This window comes from Bradyrhizobium sp. CB82 (assembly GCF_029714405.1).
Classification (GTDB): domain Bacteria; phylum Pseudomonadota; class Alphaproteobacteria; order Rhizobiales; family Xanthobacteraceae; genus Bradyrhizobium.
Genome location: NZ_CP121650.1, coordinates 4,308,949 through 4,322,505, shown reverse-complemented (window position 1 = coordinate 4,322,505; position 13,557 = coordinate 4,308,949). Strand labels below are relative to the sequence as shown.

The window sequence follows — 13,557 nt, the reverse complement described above, 5'->3', positions numbered from 1 at the left end:
CACAATGCGGCGCGCCAGCTTAGGCGGCGTGTCCGCTAGAGCGGTCGCCCGACGTCACGATACCCGCCGATAGCGTGACGAGGCACAAGAGCGCTCCGAGCATGGCAAACGCCAGCGGCAGGCTCGCGATCCGGGCCACGAAACCGACGCCGGCAGGGCCAACCAGAACGCCGGCATAACCCGCGGTGGTGATTGCAGCGACGGCAAGGCCTGTGGGCATGGCTTGTTGCGAGCCCGCGCGACGAAACAGCACCGGCACCAGGTTCGAAGCGCCAAGGCCGATGAGAACGAACCCGGCCATGGCGACAATGGCGAGTGGCGCGACCAGCAGAACAACGAAGCCGGCAATCGCCAGCAGGCTGCCGACGATCAACGTGGCTCGATCTCCGACCCGCGCCACCACGGCATCGCCGCCGAGCCGGCCTGCGGTCATCGCGATCGAGAACAGCATGTAGCCGAGCCCGCCTTGCGTCTCCGGCGCGAGCCCGGCGCCGACGATGAGCAGCGCGCCCCAATCGAGCATGGCGCCTTCGACGAGGAAGGTGATGGCGGCCAGCGCCGCAAGCAGGAGCACGATGCCGTGTGGCAGGACGAACAGCGGTCCATTCTGCGCCTGTGCGCTACGCAGCAGGAGCGGCCAGGCCATGATCATCGCGGCCAGCATCAGAGCCGAGGCGATCAGCGTGCTTGCGAGCGGGCCGAGGTGAACCGACAGCAGCAGCGTCATCAGGCTCGATCCGGCAAATCCGCCGATGCTGAACAAGGCGTGGAAGCCGGACATCAGCGGACGCGTTGCGGCGCGCTCCACCTCAACCGCATGAATATTCATGGCGACGTCGATCGAGCCGAGCGCGGCGCCGAAGCCGAACAGGACCAGGCCGAGTGCGGCCGGCGTGCTTGCGACGACGAGCCACGGCAGGATCGCGGCGAGGCCAAAGCCGCCGACGAGAATGATCGGCTTGCTGCCGTAGCGCGCGCTCAAGGCACCCGTCAGCAGCATCGCGGCAACCGAGCCGATGCCGAGGCAGAGCAGCAGCAGGCCGAGAATGCCGTCGTCGACTGCAAGCCGCTCCTTGGCGAACGGCACCAGCGGCGCCCAGCAGGCGATGCCAAACCCCGCGACGAGAAAGGACAGGCGTGTCGCGAGCCGGGTGGCCGGCCGGTCGGCTGACAGCGTGTGCATGGGAACTCCGCGAGGCACTCAGGATTCGTGAGAAGCCGCAGGTAATGTGCGCCTCGGGCAAAACTGTGAAGACGCACGGAAGTTTCGGCTTGTCGGGCTTCGCGCACTCGGCCAATGATCTTGCCCCATCCCTTTCGCTTTTGCCCTGACATGACCCCCAAACGCTTCGAAGCCCATTGCCTGCGACTGCCCGCCGCAACCAAGGTGGTGCAGTGGGAAGGCACCTCCGTGTTCAAGGTCGGCGGCAAGATGTTTGCGCTCGCGCGCGGCTTCGTCGAGCGCTCCGGCGGCGGCTTCATGTTCAAGACGTCGAACATGGCTTACGCGATGCTGATCGAGCATGGCGTTGCGCGGCCTGCGCCCTATCTCGCGCGGGCCAAATGGGTGCAGCTCGTCGACAACGAAGCCCTGCCAGACTCCGAGCTCGCCGCCTATCTCGACCAGGCGCATGCGCTCGTGGTTGCAAAGCTGACGCGCAAGGCACGCAAGGAATTGCGGCTGGGACCGTAGGCAAGTTAGTTAGCCAACCCACCCTGCTGGACGGGCTTGGTCTCGCAGCGTCACGCGACCTTCAGGCTGAGCTCCGTCCCGCCCTTGAGCGGCAGTGTCATCGAGACGAAGCCGCTTTTGGGATCGCGCACGAAGTCCAGGAAATCTGGCTCGGCATTGTCGTTCATGACGTAGCCGCCGACGCGCAGTTGCGGCGCGACGATCTCGATCACCTGGCGCGCCAGTGAAGGCCCCTCCCCGCCCGGCCAGCCGTCGATCAGGATGAAATCGACGGGACCGCCGAGATCGCGCAGCGTCTTGCGCGCGTCGCCTTCGCGGATCTCGGCGTAGGCGGCAAGTCCAGCGTCGTCGAGATTGCGTCGGGCGGTCTCGACCTTGGCCGGCACGATCTCCGAGCCGATCACGGTGCCGCCGCCATTGTCGCGCATCGCGGCCGCGAAATAGAGCGTCGACATGCCGACCGAGGTTGCGAACTCGGCAACGCGCGTCGCGCGCAGGCTTCGGCACAACATGTAAATCAGCTCGCCCTGCTCGGGATGAATGGAAAAGCCCTGCTCGGCATAGGCATGCGGATCGCGGCTGCTGAATCCGCCGCGCGGTCCGCCGCCCGGCGGACGGCGCCGCGCGGCCTGCATTCGCTCGATCACGGCGTTGACACGCGCATCCTGGATCGGGCTGTGCGGTTGCTCTTGCGACATGATCGTATTCCCTTCAGCTCCGCAGAATCTCGGCCGCCGCGCGGTCGAGGATTTTGGCGATGCGCCGCGCCTCATCGGCGTCACAGCCGTGCTTGGCGCGCAGCGCGCGCTTCAGGCCATGGCGGGCGCGCTGCATCTCGTCGGCGGCATCGCCATCGAGATCGCTGACGCCGGCAAAGGCCTCGCGCACCTCGTCCATGCGGCGCCCGATCCGCGATAGCGCCTGAAGGATCGCATCCGCGGTGGCGCGATGCTCGGCGAGATGGGCCTGGCCCTGCGCGGTGACGCTGTAGCGCTTGCGGCCGGCATCCTGCTCGACGCTGGCGTGCCCGACCTCTTCAAGATAGGTCAGCGCCGGATAGATCACGCCGGGGCTCGGGCTGTAGAAGCCGTCCGAGCGCTCCTCGATGGTCTTGATCAGCTCGTAGCCGTGCGCCGGCTGGTCGGCGAGCAACGCGAGGATGACGAGCTGGAGGTCCTGCGACGAAAGCCGCCGCGCGCCTGGAAAGTCGGCGCCACCGCCACGGCCGAAGAAGCCATGGCCGCCGCGGCCGAAGCGATGCCGCCCGCCATGGCGGCCCATGGCGAATGCGAAGCGAAATTCCCGGTCGTCTCTGTCGTGTCGATTGTCTCGAAACATATCTTACGTCTCCTATTTTAGATATATCGTAAGATATGTTTTGAGAGTGAAACTGCAACGCACGAATTCGTGAGCGCTCATCAATGCGGCGATTCATATTGTGAGAAGGCGGACAGGGTCAGGCCGCCGGATCGCGGAAACCGTCACATTTGGCGCGCACGATCCGGGCGCCGCTCTACGGACATCGAGGGAGGAAACCATGGCCACCGCGGAGAACAGCAAGGCTGCCGGCACCCCGAAACTGCGCAGCGTCGATTTCAGACTCGAGATCGTCGTCGTGCCGGTATCCGACGTCGATCGCGCCAAGGCGTTTTACGCAAAACTCGGCTGGCGGCTCGATGCCGACTTCACCTCCGGCAACGACTGGCGCGTGATCCAGTTCACCCCGCCGGGCTCGAACGCCTCGGTCATCTTCGGCAGAAACGTCACCCCGGCCAAGCCCGGCTCCGCACAGGGCCTGTACCTGATCGTCTCCGACATCGAGGCCGCCCGCGACGCGCTCGTTGCCCGCGGCATCGAGGTGGGCGAGGTCTTTCACGGCAGCGGCGATACGCATAGCGGCCCGGACGAGCCCTACATCTCCGGTTCGCGCCGCGTCAGCGGCCCGGATCCCGCACGCGGCAGCTATCGCTCGTTCGCCTCGTTCCGCGATCCCGACGGCAATGGCTGGCTGCTCCAGGAGATCACAACGCGATTGCCGGGCCGCGTCGAGGCCGACACCACTTTCAATTCGACAGCCGAACTCTCGAGCGCGCTGCGGCGCGCAGCCACAGCCCATGGCGAGCACGAGAAGCGAACCGGCGGCAAGCACGATGAAAATTGGCCGGACTGGTACGCCGACTACATCGTCAAGGAGCAAGCAGGCCAGCCGCTGCCAACTTGACGCACCGTCCGGTGCAGCTCACGGCTTGCCAGCCTCACCCTCGCGTGTTGCGCAGGAGATTGTCGCGCAGTCTGCTCACCGTCTTCTGCACGACCGGGAATTGGTCGCCGAGACCGCTGGCCGCAACCAGGGACTCGCCGAGATCCCTGTCGAGCAGCTTTCGCCCCGCGGGCGTGAGGCTCACCCTCACCTGCCGTTCGTCCGCGGGATCGAGCCCGAGGTCGACGCCGAGATCGATCTCAACCAGGCCGGCAGCGCATTCTTCCTGCGCGCACGGTTGAACGTGAACGTGCCCGGCGTCGACCGCGCGGTTGCGCAGGGACTGATCGAGGCCGCGCACGGCATCTGCCCCTACTCCAAGGCAGTCCACGGCAACATCGACGTAACCACCACCCTCATCTGAACGGATCGAACCGCACGCTTCCGACGCGGACCAGCATCGGCTGGGTCCGCGCGGTGCGGTCAAGCCGACAAAGGAGCCAAACCATGAGCAACCATCTCCTGAGAACCGTACGTGTTCTGGCGAGCGCTGCCGTGCTCGCCGGAAACCTTCTCACCCTGCCGGCAGCGGCGCAGGGTGGAGCCGGCGTCACGCGAACCGATTTGCAGCGTCACGACCTCGGCGTTCCCGGACGCGAGGCCGTCCAGGTTCGCGTCGATCTTGCGCCTGGCGTGGCGTTCGGAAACCACACCCATCCCGGCGAAGAGATCATCTACGTGCTCGCGGGCGCGATCGAATATGATGTCGCGGGCAAAGGGCCGGTGATGCTGAAGGCGGGCGACGTGCTCTTCATCCCGGCCGGCACCGTCCATGCTGCGAAGAACGTCGGCAGCGTCACCGCGAGCGAGCTTGCAACCTATATCGTCGAGAAAGACAAGCCGCTGCTGACGCTGGTGAAGTGAAGCGCTCTATTGACTGAAACATGTTATCTGACTAAAGTCAGATATATGCTCGACCCCATTTCCCGTATCCGCCGTTTCAATCGTGCCGTCACGTCCGCAGTCGGCGCGCTCGATACCTCCTTCCTCGGGCGCGGCCGGCCCTTGGGCGCCGCGCGTGTGCTCAATGCGATCGGGCATGGGCGCGAGGACGTCGCCGAGATCCGCGACTATCTCGGCCTCGATTCCGGTCTGATGAGCCGCCTGCTCCGCAGTCTCGAGGACGAAGGGATGATCGAGACGAGCCCGCATGAGGACGACGCGCGCCGCCGCGTCGCCCGGCTGACGCGCGCAGGACGGCGCGAGTTCAGTGCCTATGAGGCGCTGTCCAACGCGCAAGCCGAAGCTCTCCTCGCGCAGCATTCGCAACGCGACGCGCTGCTCGCCGCCATGGACTTGATCGGCTCCGCGCTTGGACGGAGCCGCATCGAGCTTGTTGACATGAACCCGCGCAGCGACGAGGCGCGCTATTGCCTCGGCGAGTACTATGCCGAGCTCGCGCGCCGTTTCAAACAGGGGTTCGACGTCAAGCGGTCGCGCGACCCTGACGCCAAGGACATGGTCCGCCCGCGCGGCACGTTCATCGTGGCGATGTCGGACACGCTTCCGATCGGCTGCGTCGGGCTGAAGGGAACGGACCATGGCTACGCAGAAATCAAACGGCTGTGGGTCGCGCCTTCCGCGCGCGGGCTGGGGCTCGGCCGGCGCCTGATGGATGCGAGCGAAAACGCCGCGCGCGAGCTTGGCGTCACCGTGTTGCGGCTCGATACCAACAGCGCGCTGACCGAAGCCGGTCAGCTCTACCGCAGGACCGGCTGGAGCGCGATCGAGCGCTACAACGACGATCCCTATCCCGACCTGTTCTTCGAAAAGCACCTCTGAGCGCCACGCCGAATTCGGCTCCTGCGGCGTTATCGTAAGGACCGCAGGAGCATCGCCATGACCAGGACCGACCTCGCCGACGTCTACCGCAGCTACATCGCCTGCCTTAACCGGCAGGATTGGCAGGCGCTCGGACAGTTCGTGCACGAGGATGTGTCCCACAACGCGAAGCCGATCGGGCTTACCGGTTATCGCGCGATGCTGGCGAAGGATTTTCGTGAGATTCCGGACCTCCGTTTCAAGGTCGAGCTGCTGATCTCGGATCCGCCGCATATCGCGAGCCGGCTGACATTCGACTGTACGCCTGTCGGGAGATTCCTCGGGCTCGACGTAAACGGCAGGCGCGTTTCGTTCTGCGAGAACGTGTTCTACGAATTCCACAACGGCAAGATCTGGCAGGTGTGGTCGGTGATCGACAAGGCCGCGATCGAGGCGCAGTTGTAGCCCGGTCTCACTTCGCCTCTCCCGCAAGCGGGAGAGGCAGCGCACCTCCTCCACGGCTCTCACGCCGTCGCGGGCGCGACCTCACCTTGCGGCCTCGCAAACGGCCTGAACGTCATCGCCATCAGGAATGCGCAGAGGCCGAGCAGCCAGGAGCCGATATAGAGCCAGGCATAGCTCGAGAACGCGTCGTAGATCAGGCCACCGGCGAGCGGACCCGTCGCCATGCCGAGGCTGCCGGCCATCGCCGTGCCGCCGATGACTGTGCCCATCATGCGCAGCGGGAAGTTGTCGCGCGCCAGCGAGGCGTAGAGCGGCATGGTGCCGGCATAGATGAAGCCGAACACGGCGGCGACCGCGTAGAAGGTCGCCAGCTGGTGCGCGAAGACGTAAGCGAGCGCACCGAAGGCTTGCGCAAGCAGGCCCGAGACCAGCACGCGCTTGGCGCCGAAGCGATCTCCCATGAGACCGAAGGCGATCCGGCCGCCCATGCCGGCAAACCCCTCGACGCTGTAGATCGTCACCGCCGAGATCAGCGGGATGCCGCAACTCACGGCATAGCTGACGGTGTGGATGATCGGACCCGAATGCGTCGCGCAGCAGAAGAAGTTGGTGACGATCAGGACGAGGAATTGCGGCGAGCGCAGCGCTTCGCCGAGCGACATCTCCGACTGCAGCGCACCGACTTCAGGCGCTGCGGCCTGCGGATTCGCAAGTGCCGGGGGGCGGCGCACCAGGAGCGAGACGGGGATCATGATGGCGCCGACCACCAGCGCCACGAGTTGCATCGAGGTGCGCCAGTCGTGGCTGGAGACGAGCCAGGCCGCGAGCGGCGACATTGTCATCGGCGCCATGCCCATGCCGGCCGAGACCAGCGAGACCGCAAGGCTGCGATGGGTGTCGAACCAGCCGGTGACGGTCGCCATCATCGGCGCGAAAATCGCCGCGCAGGACGCGCCGACCAATAGCCCGAAGATGAACTGGAAGGCGATCAGCGAGGTCGCGTGGCTCGCGAACGTCAGGCTCAGCGTCAGCGCGATCGATCCGGTCAGCACCACCGGCAGCGGTCCGAACCGGTCGGTCAGTGTGCCCCAGGCCATGCTGGTGAAGGCCATCGCCAGAAAGCCGATCGTCATCGCGCTGGATACACCAGTCACCGACCATCCGGTGTCCTTCGCGATCGGCTGCAAGAAGACCGGCAACGAAAACATGCCGCCGATCGCGACGCAGCCGAGCAGGCCGCCGGCCGCGACGATCACCCAGCGATAGTTGGAAGGATTCATTTTCTGGTCTCCCATACAGATGCCTCTGGATGAAGACGAACAGGCCGAGCTCGATCCGACAGGACCACCATCCATCCTAGCGAAATTTCTTGCTGAGCTGGAACCGCCCCGCGCTGGTGCGACGCCTCTGCTGCCGCCTGCTGCCATGCAGCCATACCATGACGCACCTAGCGACATTTCAACGCCCCTATGCGACATCGACCTGCATCGCGGTTTGCCCTTCGCCAGAGCGCACCATCAAATAAAACGCAGCCACATGCGTGATCATGAGCAACGGCACGTAGACGATCGGGATCGCGTAGGTGGCACCCAACTCCCCTGCCAGCGGCGCTAGGCCAAGTTGATTGCCGTGGTAGTAGTCGATGATGATGTCACCTGCCCCCAAGAGATTGAAGGCAGTGACGAACAGCCAGAAGAGCGGACGGACCCGCACCGTGAGAAGCGCCAGCATGGCCAGCAATCCGGTTGCGAAGTCGCCGTAGGCCGCGAAGGTCGCGAAGCCGGTCGGCAGCTGGGGCCCGACCACGCCGGGAACGAGAAAAACGAGGCCGAAGAAGCGGAAGCTGTGCAAGGTGGCGATGGCGCGTTGCGCCTCGACCTGGTCCATCGACTTGAGCCAGGGCCACCCATAGGTACGGAGCCAGAGCAGCCACGGGACGTAGCCAAGAACGAGATGGATCTGGAAGACGGTTGCCGGTGACATCTGGATTCCTTTCACACGCTGATAGGCGCGGCCTCGAACACCGCAGTCAGGACGCCGAGCCGGCCTTCCAAAAGATTTCGCCCGAGGTTCGCGGAAAGCTCGGCGAAGGCCGGCCCCATCACCACGCCGAGATTGAGCGATGGCGGCGGGCCTGATGCGCGCAGCTGTGCGACCCAGGCCTTGGCGGCTTCGGTATCGTCTTGCCAGACGAGCGTGCGGAAACCGGCCGCTTCGATGGCCTCGCGCGTCGCGGCGGCTGAGAGCAGAAAACTCGTCGCCGGTGTCCGCGCCCACGGAACCGGATAGTGCGGCTCGCCGCTGTGCGACACGACGTCGAAAGTCGCAAACCTGCCGCCCGTCTTCAGCACGCGCCGGATCTCGCGATAGAGCCCTGCCCGGTCCGGAATGTTCATAGCCACATGCTGGAGCAACGCCACCTCGAAACGGCCATCGTCAAACGGAAGCTCCACCACGCTCGCGGTCTCGAACGACACCTGCCCGGTCAGCCCCGTGCGCTCGGTCAGATAGCGCGCGGCATCGACGAACGGCTCGCTGAGATCGACGCCGATCACCCGGCAGCCATACGTCGCCGCGAGAAAGCGCGCGGGCCCGCCGACGCCCGAGCCGACATCGAGAACCGACATGTCAGCGGCGATTTCAGCCAGCTTGGCGAGTTCGGCCGTCGCCGCGAACCCGCGGGTGTGGAACTGATCGAGGGCCGCCAGTTGTTGGGGGTCGAGCCGCCGTTCTTCCGGCCCCAGCACCGAGAGCGCCGTCTTCAAACGCTCCGTCAGGCCGGTCGCGCGATAGTGGTCGCGTACGCCGTCAAGGATATTGGTCACTGCCAGACTCCTTTGAGCTATCCGATCTCTCCGCAGACATACGACCGCTTCCGGCGAACGACTATCCGCGATAGTGTCAACGGGCTATGAAGCAGAACTTCACAGTCAGACAGAGCGCGCTCGACGGTGTGGAGGCATTCCTCGCCGTTGCCCAGCACCGCAATTTTCGTCGCGCGGCCGCCGAGCTCGGGGTGACCCCGTCGGCAATCAGCCAGGCCGTGCGTACGCTCGAGGCGCGCATTGGAGCCGCGCTGTTCGCCCGCACAACGCGAAGTGTCGGACTGACCGAAGCCGGCGAACGATTCCTGTCGCGCGCAAAACCCGCCTTCGAGGAGCTCGTCGCGGCCAGCGAGGCCGCGCGTGATCTCGGACAGCGACCGGCCGGGTTGTTGCGCCTCGCCGTTCCCCGCTCGGTCGTTCCGCTGATCCTCGAGCCGGTGATCGCCGCCTTCTGCCAGGCCTATCCCGAGATCGAGGTGGAGATCGCCGCAAGCGAGGAGATGGTCGATCTTGCCGCCGGCGGCTTCGATGCCGGCATTCGACTTGGCCAGCTGATTGCGCCGGATATGATCGCCGTGCGGCTGACGCAACCGTTCCCGTTCATGGTCGTCGGCAGCCCCGACTATATGCGCGGGCGGAAGCGGCCACAGCGCATCGACGATCTTCGGCAGCACGCATGCCTGCGCCTGCGTCGCGCGAACGGGTCGATCGCGCCCTGGCCTTTCGTCGACGGCAACAAGTCAGTCGAGGCCATCGTCTCAGGGCCACTGATCGCGCACGACTATGCCACGCTGCTCGGTGCGGCGATTAGAGGTCTCGGACTTGCACAGGTGCCCGCCCCGCTCGCCAGAGCGCCGATCGCCGACGGCCGATTGCAGGCGGTGCTCACGCCCTTCGCCGTCACCGGACCGGGCGTCTTTCTGTACTATCCGGGACAACGTCAGGTCCTGCCAAAACTGCGCGCCTTCATCGAGCACGTCAAATACCGCAGCGCAGATCCAGCGCGAAGCGCAACGAACGGCCGGGGATCGCGCAAGCGCAACCGTGCAAACAGCCGCTGACACCAAAAACTCGAAAACAACCCCATGCAAAGGAGCCGGGTGCTCTCGTCGCCGGGACGGGGCAGGCCATTCAAGCCTGCGGACTGGCCGTCGCCGATGCGGCGAAGACCCCTGCGGGGGCTGGGTGCCGCCGGAATGCGCAAATTTACAATGCATTGCACAACAAAATGCACTTTTAATTTTCAAGATTTGTGCGATGCTGTCAGCGCTCCGTGGCACTCCCAGCAAAAGGGGAACCCTGAAATGAAATTCGCGCTCGCAAGCCTGACCGCCGCCGCGGCCGTCGCCGCAACCCTCACCCTCGGCCAACCTGCTCGTGCCGCCGACCTGATCGTCGCAACAGACACCGCCTTTGTTCCGTTCGAGTTCAAGGAGGGCGACAAGTATGTCGGCTTCGACATCGACCTGTGGGCCGCCATCGCCAAGGATATCGGCGTGACGTACACGCTGCAGCCGATGGACTTCAACGGCATCATCCCGGCGCTCCAGACCAAGCAGGTCGACGTCGGGCTGGCCGGCATTACCATCAAGGACGAGCGCAAGAAGGTCATCGACTTTTCGGACGGCTATTACGACAGCGGATTCCTTCTGATGGTGCCAACCAACAGCACGATCAAGGGGCCGGAAGACCTTGGCGGCAAGACGCTCGCCGTGAAGACCGGCACGTCGGCAACCGACTACGCCAAGGAGCACTTCAAGGGGACGGAGCTCCGCCTCTTCCCCAACAGCGACAACGCCTATCTCGAAGTCGCGACCGGACGCGCGGACGCCGCAATGCACGACACCCCCAACGTCCTCTACTACATCAAGACCAACGGCCAGGGGAAAGTGAAGTCCGTCGGCCCGCAGATGATGGCCCAGCAATATGGCATGGCCTTCCCGAAGGGCAGCGAGCTCATCGCCAAGGTCAACGCCTCGCTGGTCAAGCTGAAGGGCGACGGCACCTACACCGCCATCTACAAGAAGTGGTTCGGCGCCGAGCCGCCGAAGAGCTGATCCACGTTCCGTGGCGCGCGCCGGCCTGGCCGGCGCGCCTTCCCTGAAGGAAAGCTCTCATGGATTTCGAGTGGTCGGTTATCTGGCAGGCCCTGCCTGAGCTCTTGAAGGGCGCCCGCCTCACCGTGCTGATCGCGCTGGCCGGGCTCGCCGGCGGACTGCTGATCGGCTTCGCCGCCGGCCTGGCACGCGCCTACGGCAACGCCGTCCTCAACGGCATTGCCTTCGCCTATGTCGAGCTCATTCGCGGCACGCCGATCATCGTGCAGGTGATGTTCATCTATTTCGCGTTGCCGATCCTCGCGAATGTCCGCATCTACCCGCTCGCAGCGGCGATCATGGCCATCATCGTCAACGCCGGAGCCTATATCGCCGAGATCGTGCGCGGCTCGTTTCTCTCCGTCCATCGCGGATTGCGGGAAGCCGGTCTGGCGCTCGGCCTACCACTTTGGAAGGTGCTTCTCTACATCATCGGCCCGCTCGCCTTCCGCCGCATGATTCCGGCGCTGGGCAACCAGTTCATCGTCAGCCTGAAGGATACGTCGCTCTTCATCGTCATCGGTGTCGGCGAACTCACGCGGCAAGGCCAGGAAATCATGGCGGCCAACTTTCGCGCCGTCGAAATCTGGTCCGCCGTGGCGATGTTCTACCTGATCATGACCGGCGCGCTCACGCTTATCCTCAGGATGACCGAAAAGAGGATGCGCATCCTGTGAGCATCGTGGAGTTCAAGAAGGTCACCAAGCGGTTCGGCCAGGTCACGATCCTCGACCAGGTCGACCTTTCGATAGAGCCTGGCGAGAAGGTCGTGCTGATCGGCCCCTCCGGTTCCGGCAAGTCGACGCTGCTCCGCTGCATCAACGCGCTGGAGGAGATCAATGGCGGTGATCTCGTCGTCGATGGCATCAGCGTCAAGGCCGGCGGCCGCATGGTCCGCATGATCCGCCAGGAAGCCGGCATGGTCTTCCAGCAGTTCAATCTGTTTCCGCAAATGACGGCGCTCGAGAACGTCGCCTTCGGCCCGCGCCGCGTGCGCGGCGAGTCGCATCAGGATGCGCGAAAGCAGGCGCTGGAAATGCTCGCCAAGGTCGGCCTCGCCGGCCGCGCTCACCACTATCCGAGCGAGCTCTCCGGCGGCCAGCAGCAACGCGTCGCGATCGCACGCGCGCTTGCCGTCAAGCCGAAGCTGATGCTGTTCGACGAGCCCACGTCCGCACTCGATCCAGAACTGAGGCATGAAGTGCTGCGCGTCATGCAGGCGCTGGCCGAGGAAGGCATGACCATGATCGTGGTCACCCACGAGATGGCCTTCGCCCGCAAGGTCGGCACCAGGCTGATTTTCATGGAAGGTGGCAAGATCGCAGTCGACGGCGAGCCGCGGGAGCTGCTGGCAAATCCGCAAAACCCTCGCTTGAAAGAGTTTCTGCAACATGTCGTATGACGACGGCCGCCGGCTTTCCTTCGTCGATGTCGCAGGTTCGCCGTTTGATGTCGGAGCTGCGCTTGGGCGCTTCGGCCGAGCGGCCCTGCAGGACCATTTCCGTACCTCCGCTGCGTGGCGCGAACTCAACACACGCCGCAGCGATCCCTTGATCGGCGTGATGGCGGACATCGTCCGGGAACGGTTTCCAAGATACTGGGCCGAGCTGCAGGGCCTCGCCGTCGGGCTCGCCATGCCATTCGACGACGTTTTCCTGTGGAACTGTCGCGGCGATATCTGGGCGATGGCGCCGGATGGCTGCACGACCGTGCAATTACCCGGCTCCGCGCATGTGATCGGCCACAACGAGGATGGCGCCCCCGACTTTGCCGGCCACTGCGCCCTTGCCCATGTTGCATCCGAAGGAGGCACACCGTTCACAGCCTTTGTGTACCCAGGCTCGCTGCCGGGACACACATTTGCGGCGACATCGAAGGGAATGGTCCAGACCGTCAACAACATCAGGCCGCTGGCCGGCGGCGCCGGCACGCCGCGCATGGTGCTCGCCCGCGCGATCCTCGACGCACCGGACCTCGACGCGGCTCTCACCGTGCTCAAATCCGCCCCGCGCGCCGGCGCATTCCACCTGACATTGGCGCAAGCCGGGGACGAGCGGCTTCTCAGCGTCGAGTTCACCGCCCGGGCACTCTCGGTCGATCGGGTCCAGGCGCCGCGTGTCCATTCGAACCATCTGATCCATGCCGACACCGGGCGCATGTCGCAGATCGTCACCGGTTCGTCCGGCGTGCGACAACGGCGCGGCGAGGAGTTGGTCGGCCAAACGCTCCAATCCGAACCGCAGGGACGCGCGCTCGGCATCCTGTGGGACGCAGCCGACGCGGAACTGCCGATCTACCGCACGGACCCGGCCGATAGCGACGTCGAGAACACGCTCGCGAGCGCCGTCTTCCGGGTCGGGGCTGACAAGGTCGAGTGGTCTGTCTACGATCGATCGCACGAAGCAGCTCGCTTCGATATGCGGGATGGGCTGGTGCCCTTCGCGGCGTGAACAGGAT

At 65.0% G+C, this 13,557-nt stretch carries 17 protein-coding genes; 11 read left to right on the top strand and 6 right to left on the bottom strand.

All coding sequences use genetic code 11. The annotated features are described in order from the left end of the window. Positions 1-19: 19 nt before the first annotated feature. Positions 20-1,183 (bottom strand): MFS transporter, encoded by a 1,164-nt coding sequence (locus tag QA640_RS20795; protein ID WP_283042453.1) that lies wholly within the window; start codon positions 1,181-1,183, stop codon positions 20-22. A gap of 150 nt (positions 1,184-1,333) precedes the next feature. On the opposite strand from QA640_RS20795, the gene QA640_RS20790 reads away from it, so the two are divergent. Further along, entirely contained in the window at positions 1,334-1,693 is a 360-nt protein-coding gene (locus QA640_RS20790) for an MmcQ/YjbR family DNA-binding protein (RefSeq protein ID WP_283042452.1), read from the top strand. 50 nt (positions 1,694-1,743) lie between these two features. Here QA640_RS20790 and QA640_RS20785 read toward each other — a convergent pair whose 3' ends face one another. Beyond that, positions 1,744-2,391: a class I SAM-dependent methyltransferase gene (locus QA640_RS20785; protein WP_283042451.1), complete on the bottom strand. Its 648-nt coding sequence runs from the start codon at positions 2,389-2,391 to the stop codon at positions 1,744-1,746. A 13-nt stretch (positions 2,392-2,404) separates the two neighbouring features. Continuing rightward, the gene (locus tag QA640_RS20780; RefSeq protein WP_283042450.1) at positions 2,405-3,031 is read right to left on the bottom strand and encodes a PadR family transcriptional regulator; all 627 of its coding nucleotides are present in this window, start codon (positions 3,029-3,031) and stop codon (positions 2,405-2,407) included. 199 nt (positions 3,032-3,230) lie between these two features. Here QA640_RS20780 and QA640_RS20775 point away from each other — a divergent pair, with 199 nt between their 5' ends. The 5 genes from QA640_RS20775 (at position 3,231) to QA640_RS20755 (ending at position 6,179) form a co-directional block, all read left to right on the top strand. Then, a complete protein-coding gene (locus QA640_RS20775) occupies positions 3,231-3,914 on the top strand; it encodes a VOC family protein (RefSeq protein ID WP_283042449.1) in 684 nt (227 codons plus the stop codon). Between the two features lie 25 nt (positions 3,915-3,939). Next, on the top strand, positions 3,940-4,317 hold the full coding sequence (locus QA640_RS20770; protein WP_283042448.1) for a hypothetical protein: 378 nt from the start codon (positions 3,940-3,942) through the stop codon (positions 4,315-4,317). An 83-nt stretch (positions 4,318-4,400) separates the two neighbouring features. Beyond that, on the top strand, positions 4,401-4,817 hold the full coding sequence (locus QA640_RS20765; RefSeq protein ID WP_283042447.1) for a cupin domain-containing protein: 417 nt from the start codon (positions 4,401-4,403) through the stop codon (positions 4,815-4,817). Between the two features lie 45 nt (positions 4,818-4,862). After that, a complete protein-coding gene (locus tag QA640_RS20760) occupies positions 4,863-5,735 on the top strand; it encodes a helix-turn-helix domain-containing GNAT family N-acetyltransferase (protein ID WP_283042446.1) in 873 nt (290 codons plus the stop codon). A gap of 57 nt (positions 5,736-5,792) precedes the next feature. Continuing rightward, positions 5,793-6,179 carry an ester cyclase gene (locus tag QA640_RS20755; RefSeq protein ID WP_283042445.1) on the top strand — a complete coding sequence of 129 codons (387 nt, stop codon included), beginning with the start codon at positions 5,793-5,795 and terminating at the stop codon, positions 6,177-6,179. A 59-nt stretch (positions 6,180-6,238) separates the two neighbouring features. Here the strand turns inward: QA640_RS20755 and QA640_RS20750 are convergent, their stop codons facing one another. From QA640_RS20750 to QA640_RS20740, 3 genes are all read right to left on the bottom strand, one after another. Further along, positions 6,239-7,459, bottom strand: a complete 1,221-nt coding sequence (locus QA640_RS20750; RefSeq protein WP_283042444.1) for an MFS transporter — start codon at positions 7,457-7,459, stop codon at positions 6,239-6,241. 187 nt (positions 7,460-7,646) lie between these two features. Continuing rightward, entirely contained in the window at positions 7,647-8,162 is a 516-nt protein-coding gene (locus QA640_RS20745; RefSeq protein WP_283042443.1) for a hypothetical protein, read from the bottom strand. Positions 8,163-8,173: 11 nt separating this feature from the next. After that, positions 8,174-9,004, bottom strand: a complete 831-nt coding sequence (locus tag QA640_RS20740; RefSeq protein WP_283042442.1) for a class I SAM-dependent methyltransferase — start codon at positions 9,002-9,004, stop codon at positions 8,174-8,176. Between the two features lie 86 nt (positions 9,005-9,090). On the opposite strand from QA640_RS20740, the gene QA640_RS20735 reads away from it, so the two are divergent. The 5 genes from QA640_RS20735 (at position 9,091) to QA640_RS20715 (ending at position 13,550) form a co-directional block, all read left to right on the top strand. Next, complete coding sequence (locus QA640_RS20735) at positions 9,091-10,065, top strand: LysR family transcriptional regulator (protein ID WP_283042441.1); 975 nt, start codon at positions 9,091-9,093, stop codon at positions 10,063-10,065. Between the two features lie 243 nt (positions 10,066-10,308). Beyond that, positions 10,309-11,061 carry a glutamine ABC transporter substrate-binding protein GlnH gene (gene glnH / locus QA640_RS20730; RefSeq protein ID WP_283042440.1) on the top strand — a complete coding sequence of 251 codons (753 nt, stop codon included), beginning with the start codon at positions 10,309-10,311 and terminating at the stop codon, positions 11,059-11,061. 59 nt (positions 11,062-11,120) lie between these two features. Continuing rightward, positions 11,121-11,777: a glutamine ABC transporter permease GlnP gene (gene glnP / locus QA640_RS20725; protein ID WP_283042439.1), complete on the top strand. Its 657-nt coding sequence runs from the start codon at positions 11,121-11,123 to the stop codon at positions 11,775-11,777. Next, on the top strand, positions 11,774-12,502 hold the full coding sequence (gene glnQ, locus QA640_RS20720) for a glutamine ABC transporter ATP-binding protein GlnQ (protein WP_283042438.1): 729 nt from the start codon (positions 11,774-11,776) through the stop codon (positions 12,500-12,502). The genes glnP and glnQ overlap by 4 nt, the downstream gene beginning before the upstream one ends. Continuing rightward, complete coding sequence (locus tag QA640_RS20715) at positions 12,492-13,550, top strand: C45 family peptidase (protein ID WP_283042437.1); 1,059 nt, start codon at positions 12,492-12,494, stop codon at positions 13,548-13,550. Before glnQ ends, QA640_RS20715 begins: the two co-directional genes overlap by 11 nt. Positions 13,551-13,557 lie beyond the last annotated feature (7 nt).

Coding starts and splice junctions, on each gene's coding strand:
- QA640_RS20795 (WP_283042453.1), bottom strand. CDS start 1,183: ATGCACACGCTGTCAGCCGACCGGCCGGCCACCCGGCTCGCGACACGC.
- QA640_RS20790 (WP_283042452.1), top strand. CDS start 1,334: ATGACCCCCAAACGCTTCGAAGCCCATTGCCTGCGACTGCCCGCCGCA.
- QA640_RS20785 (WP_283042451.1), bottom strand. CDS start 2,391: ATGTCGCAAGAGCAACCGCACAGCCCGATCCAGGATGCGCGTGTCAAC.
- QA640_RS20780 (WP_283042450.1), bottom strand. CDS start 3,031: ATGTTTCGAGACAATCGACACGACAGAGACGACCGGGAATTTCGCTTC.
- QA640_RS20775 (WP_283042449.1), top strand. CDS start 3,231: ATGGCCACCGCGGAGAACAGCAAGGCTGCCGGCACCCCGAAACTGCGC.
- QA640_RS20765 (WP_283042447.1), top strand. CDS start 4,401: ATGAGCAACCATCTCCTGAGAACCGTACGTGTTCTGGCGAGCGCTGCC.
- QA640_RS20760 (WP_283042446.1), top strand. CDS start 4,863: ATGCTCGACCCCATTTCCCGTATCCGCCGTTTCAATCGTGCCGTCACG.
- QA640_RS20755 (WP_283042445.1), top strand. CDS start 5,793: ATGACCAGGACCGACCTCGCCGACGTCTACCGCAGCTACATCGCCTGC.
- QA640_RS20750 (WP_283042444.1), bottom strand. CDS start 7,459: ATGAATCCTTCCAACTATCGCTGGGTGATCGTCGCGGCCGGCGGCCTG.
- QA640_RS20745 (WP_283042443.1), bottom strand. CDS start 8,162: ATGTCACCGGCAACCGTCTTCCAGATCCATCTCGTTCTTGGCTACGTC.
- QA640_RS20735 (WP_283042441.1), top strand. CDS start 9,091: ATGAAGCAGAACTTCACAGTCAGACAGAGCGCGCTCGACGGTGTGGAG.
- glnH (WP_283042440.1), top strand. CDS start 10,309: ATGAAATTCGCGCTCGCAAGCCTGACCGCCGCCGCGGCCGTCGCCGCA.
- glnP (WP_283042439.1), top strand. CDS start 11,121: ATGGATTTCGAGTGGTCGGTTATCTGGCAGGCCCTGCCTGAGCTCTTG.
- QA640_RS20715 (WP_283042437.1), top strand. CDS start 12,492: ATGTCGTATGACGACGGCCGCCGGCTTTCCTTCGTCGATGTCGCAGGT.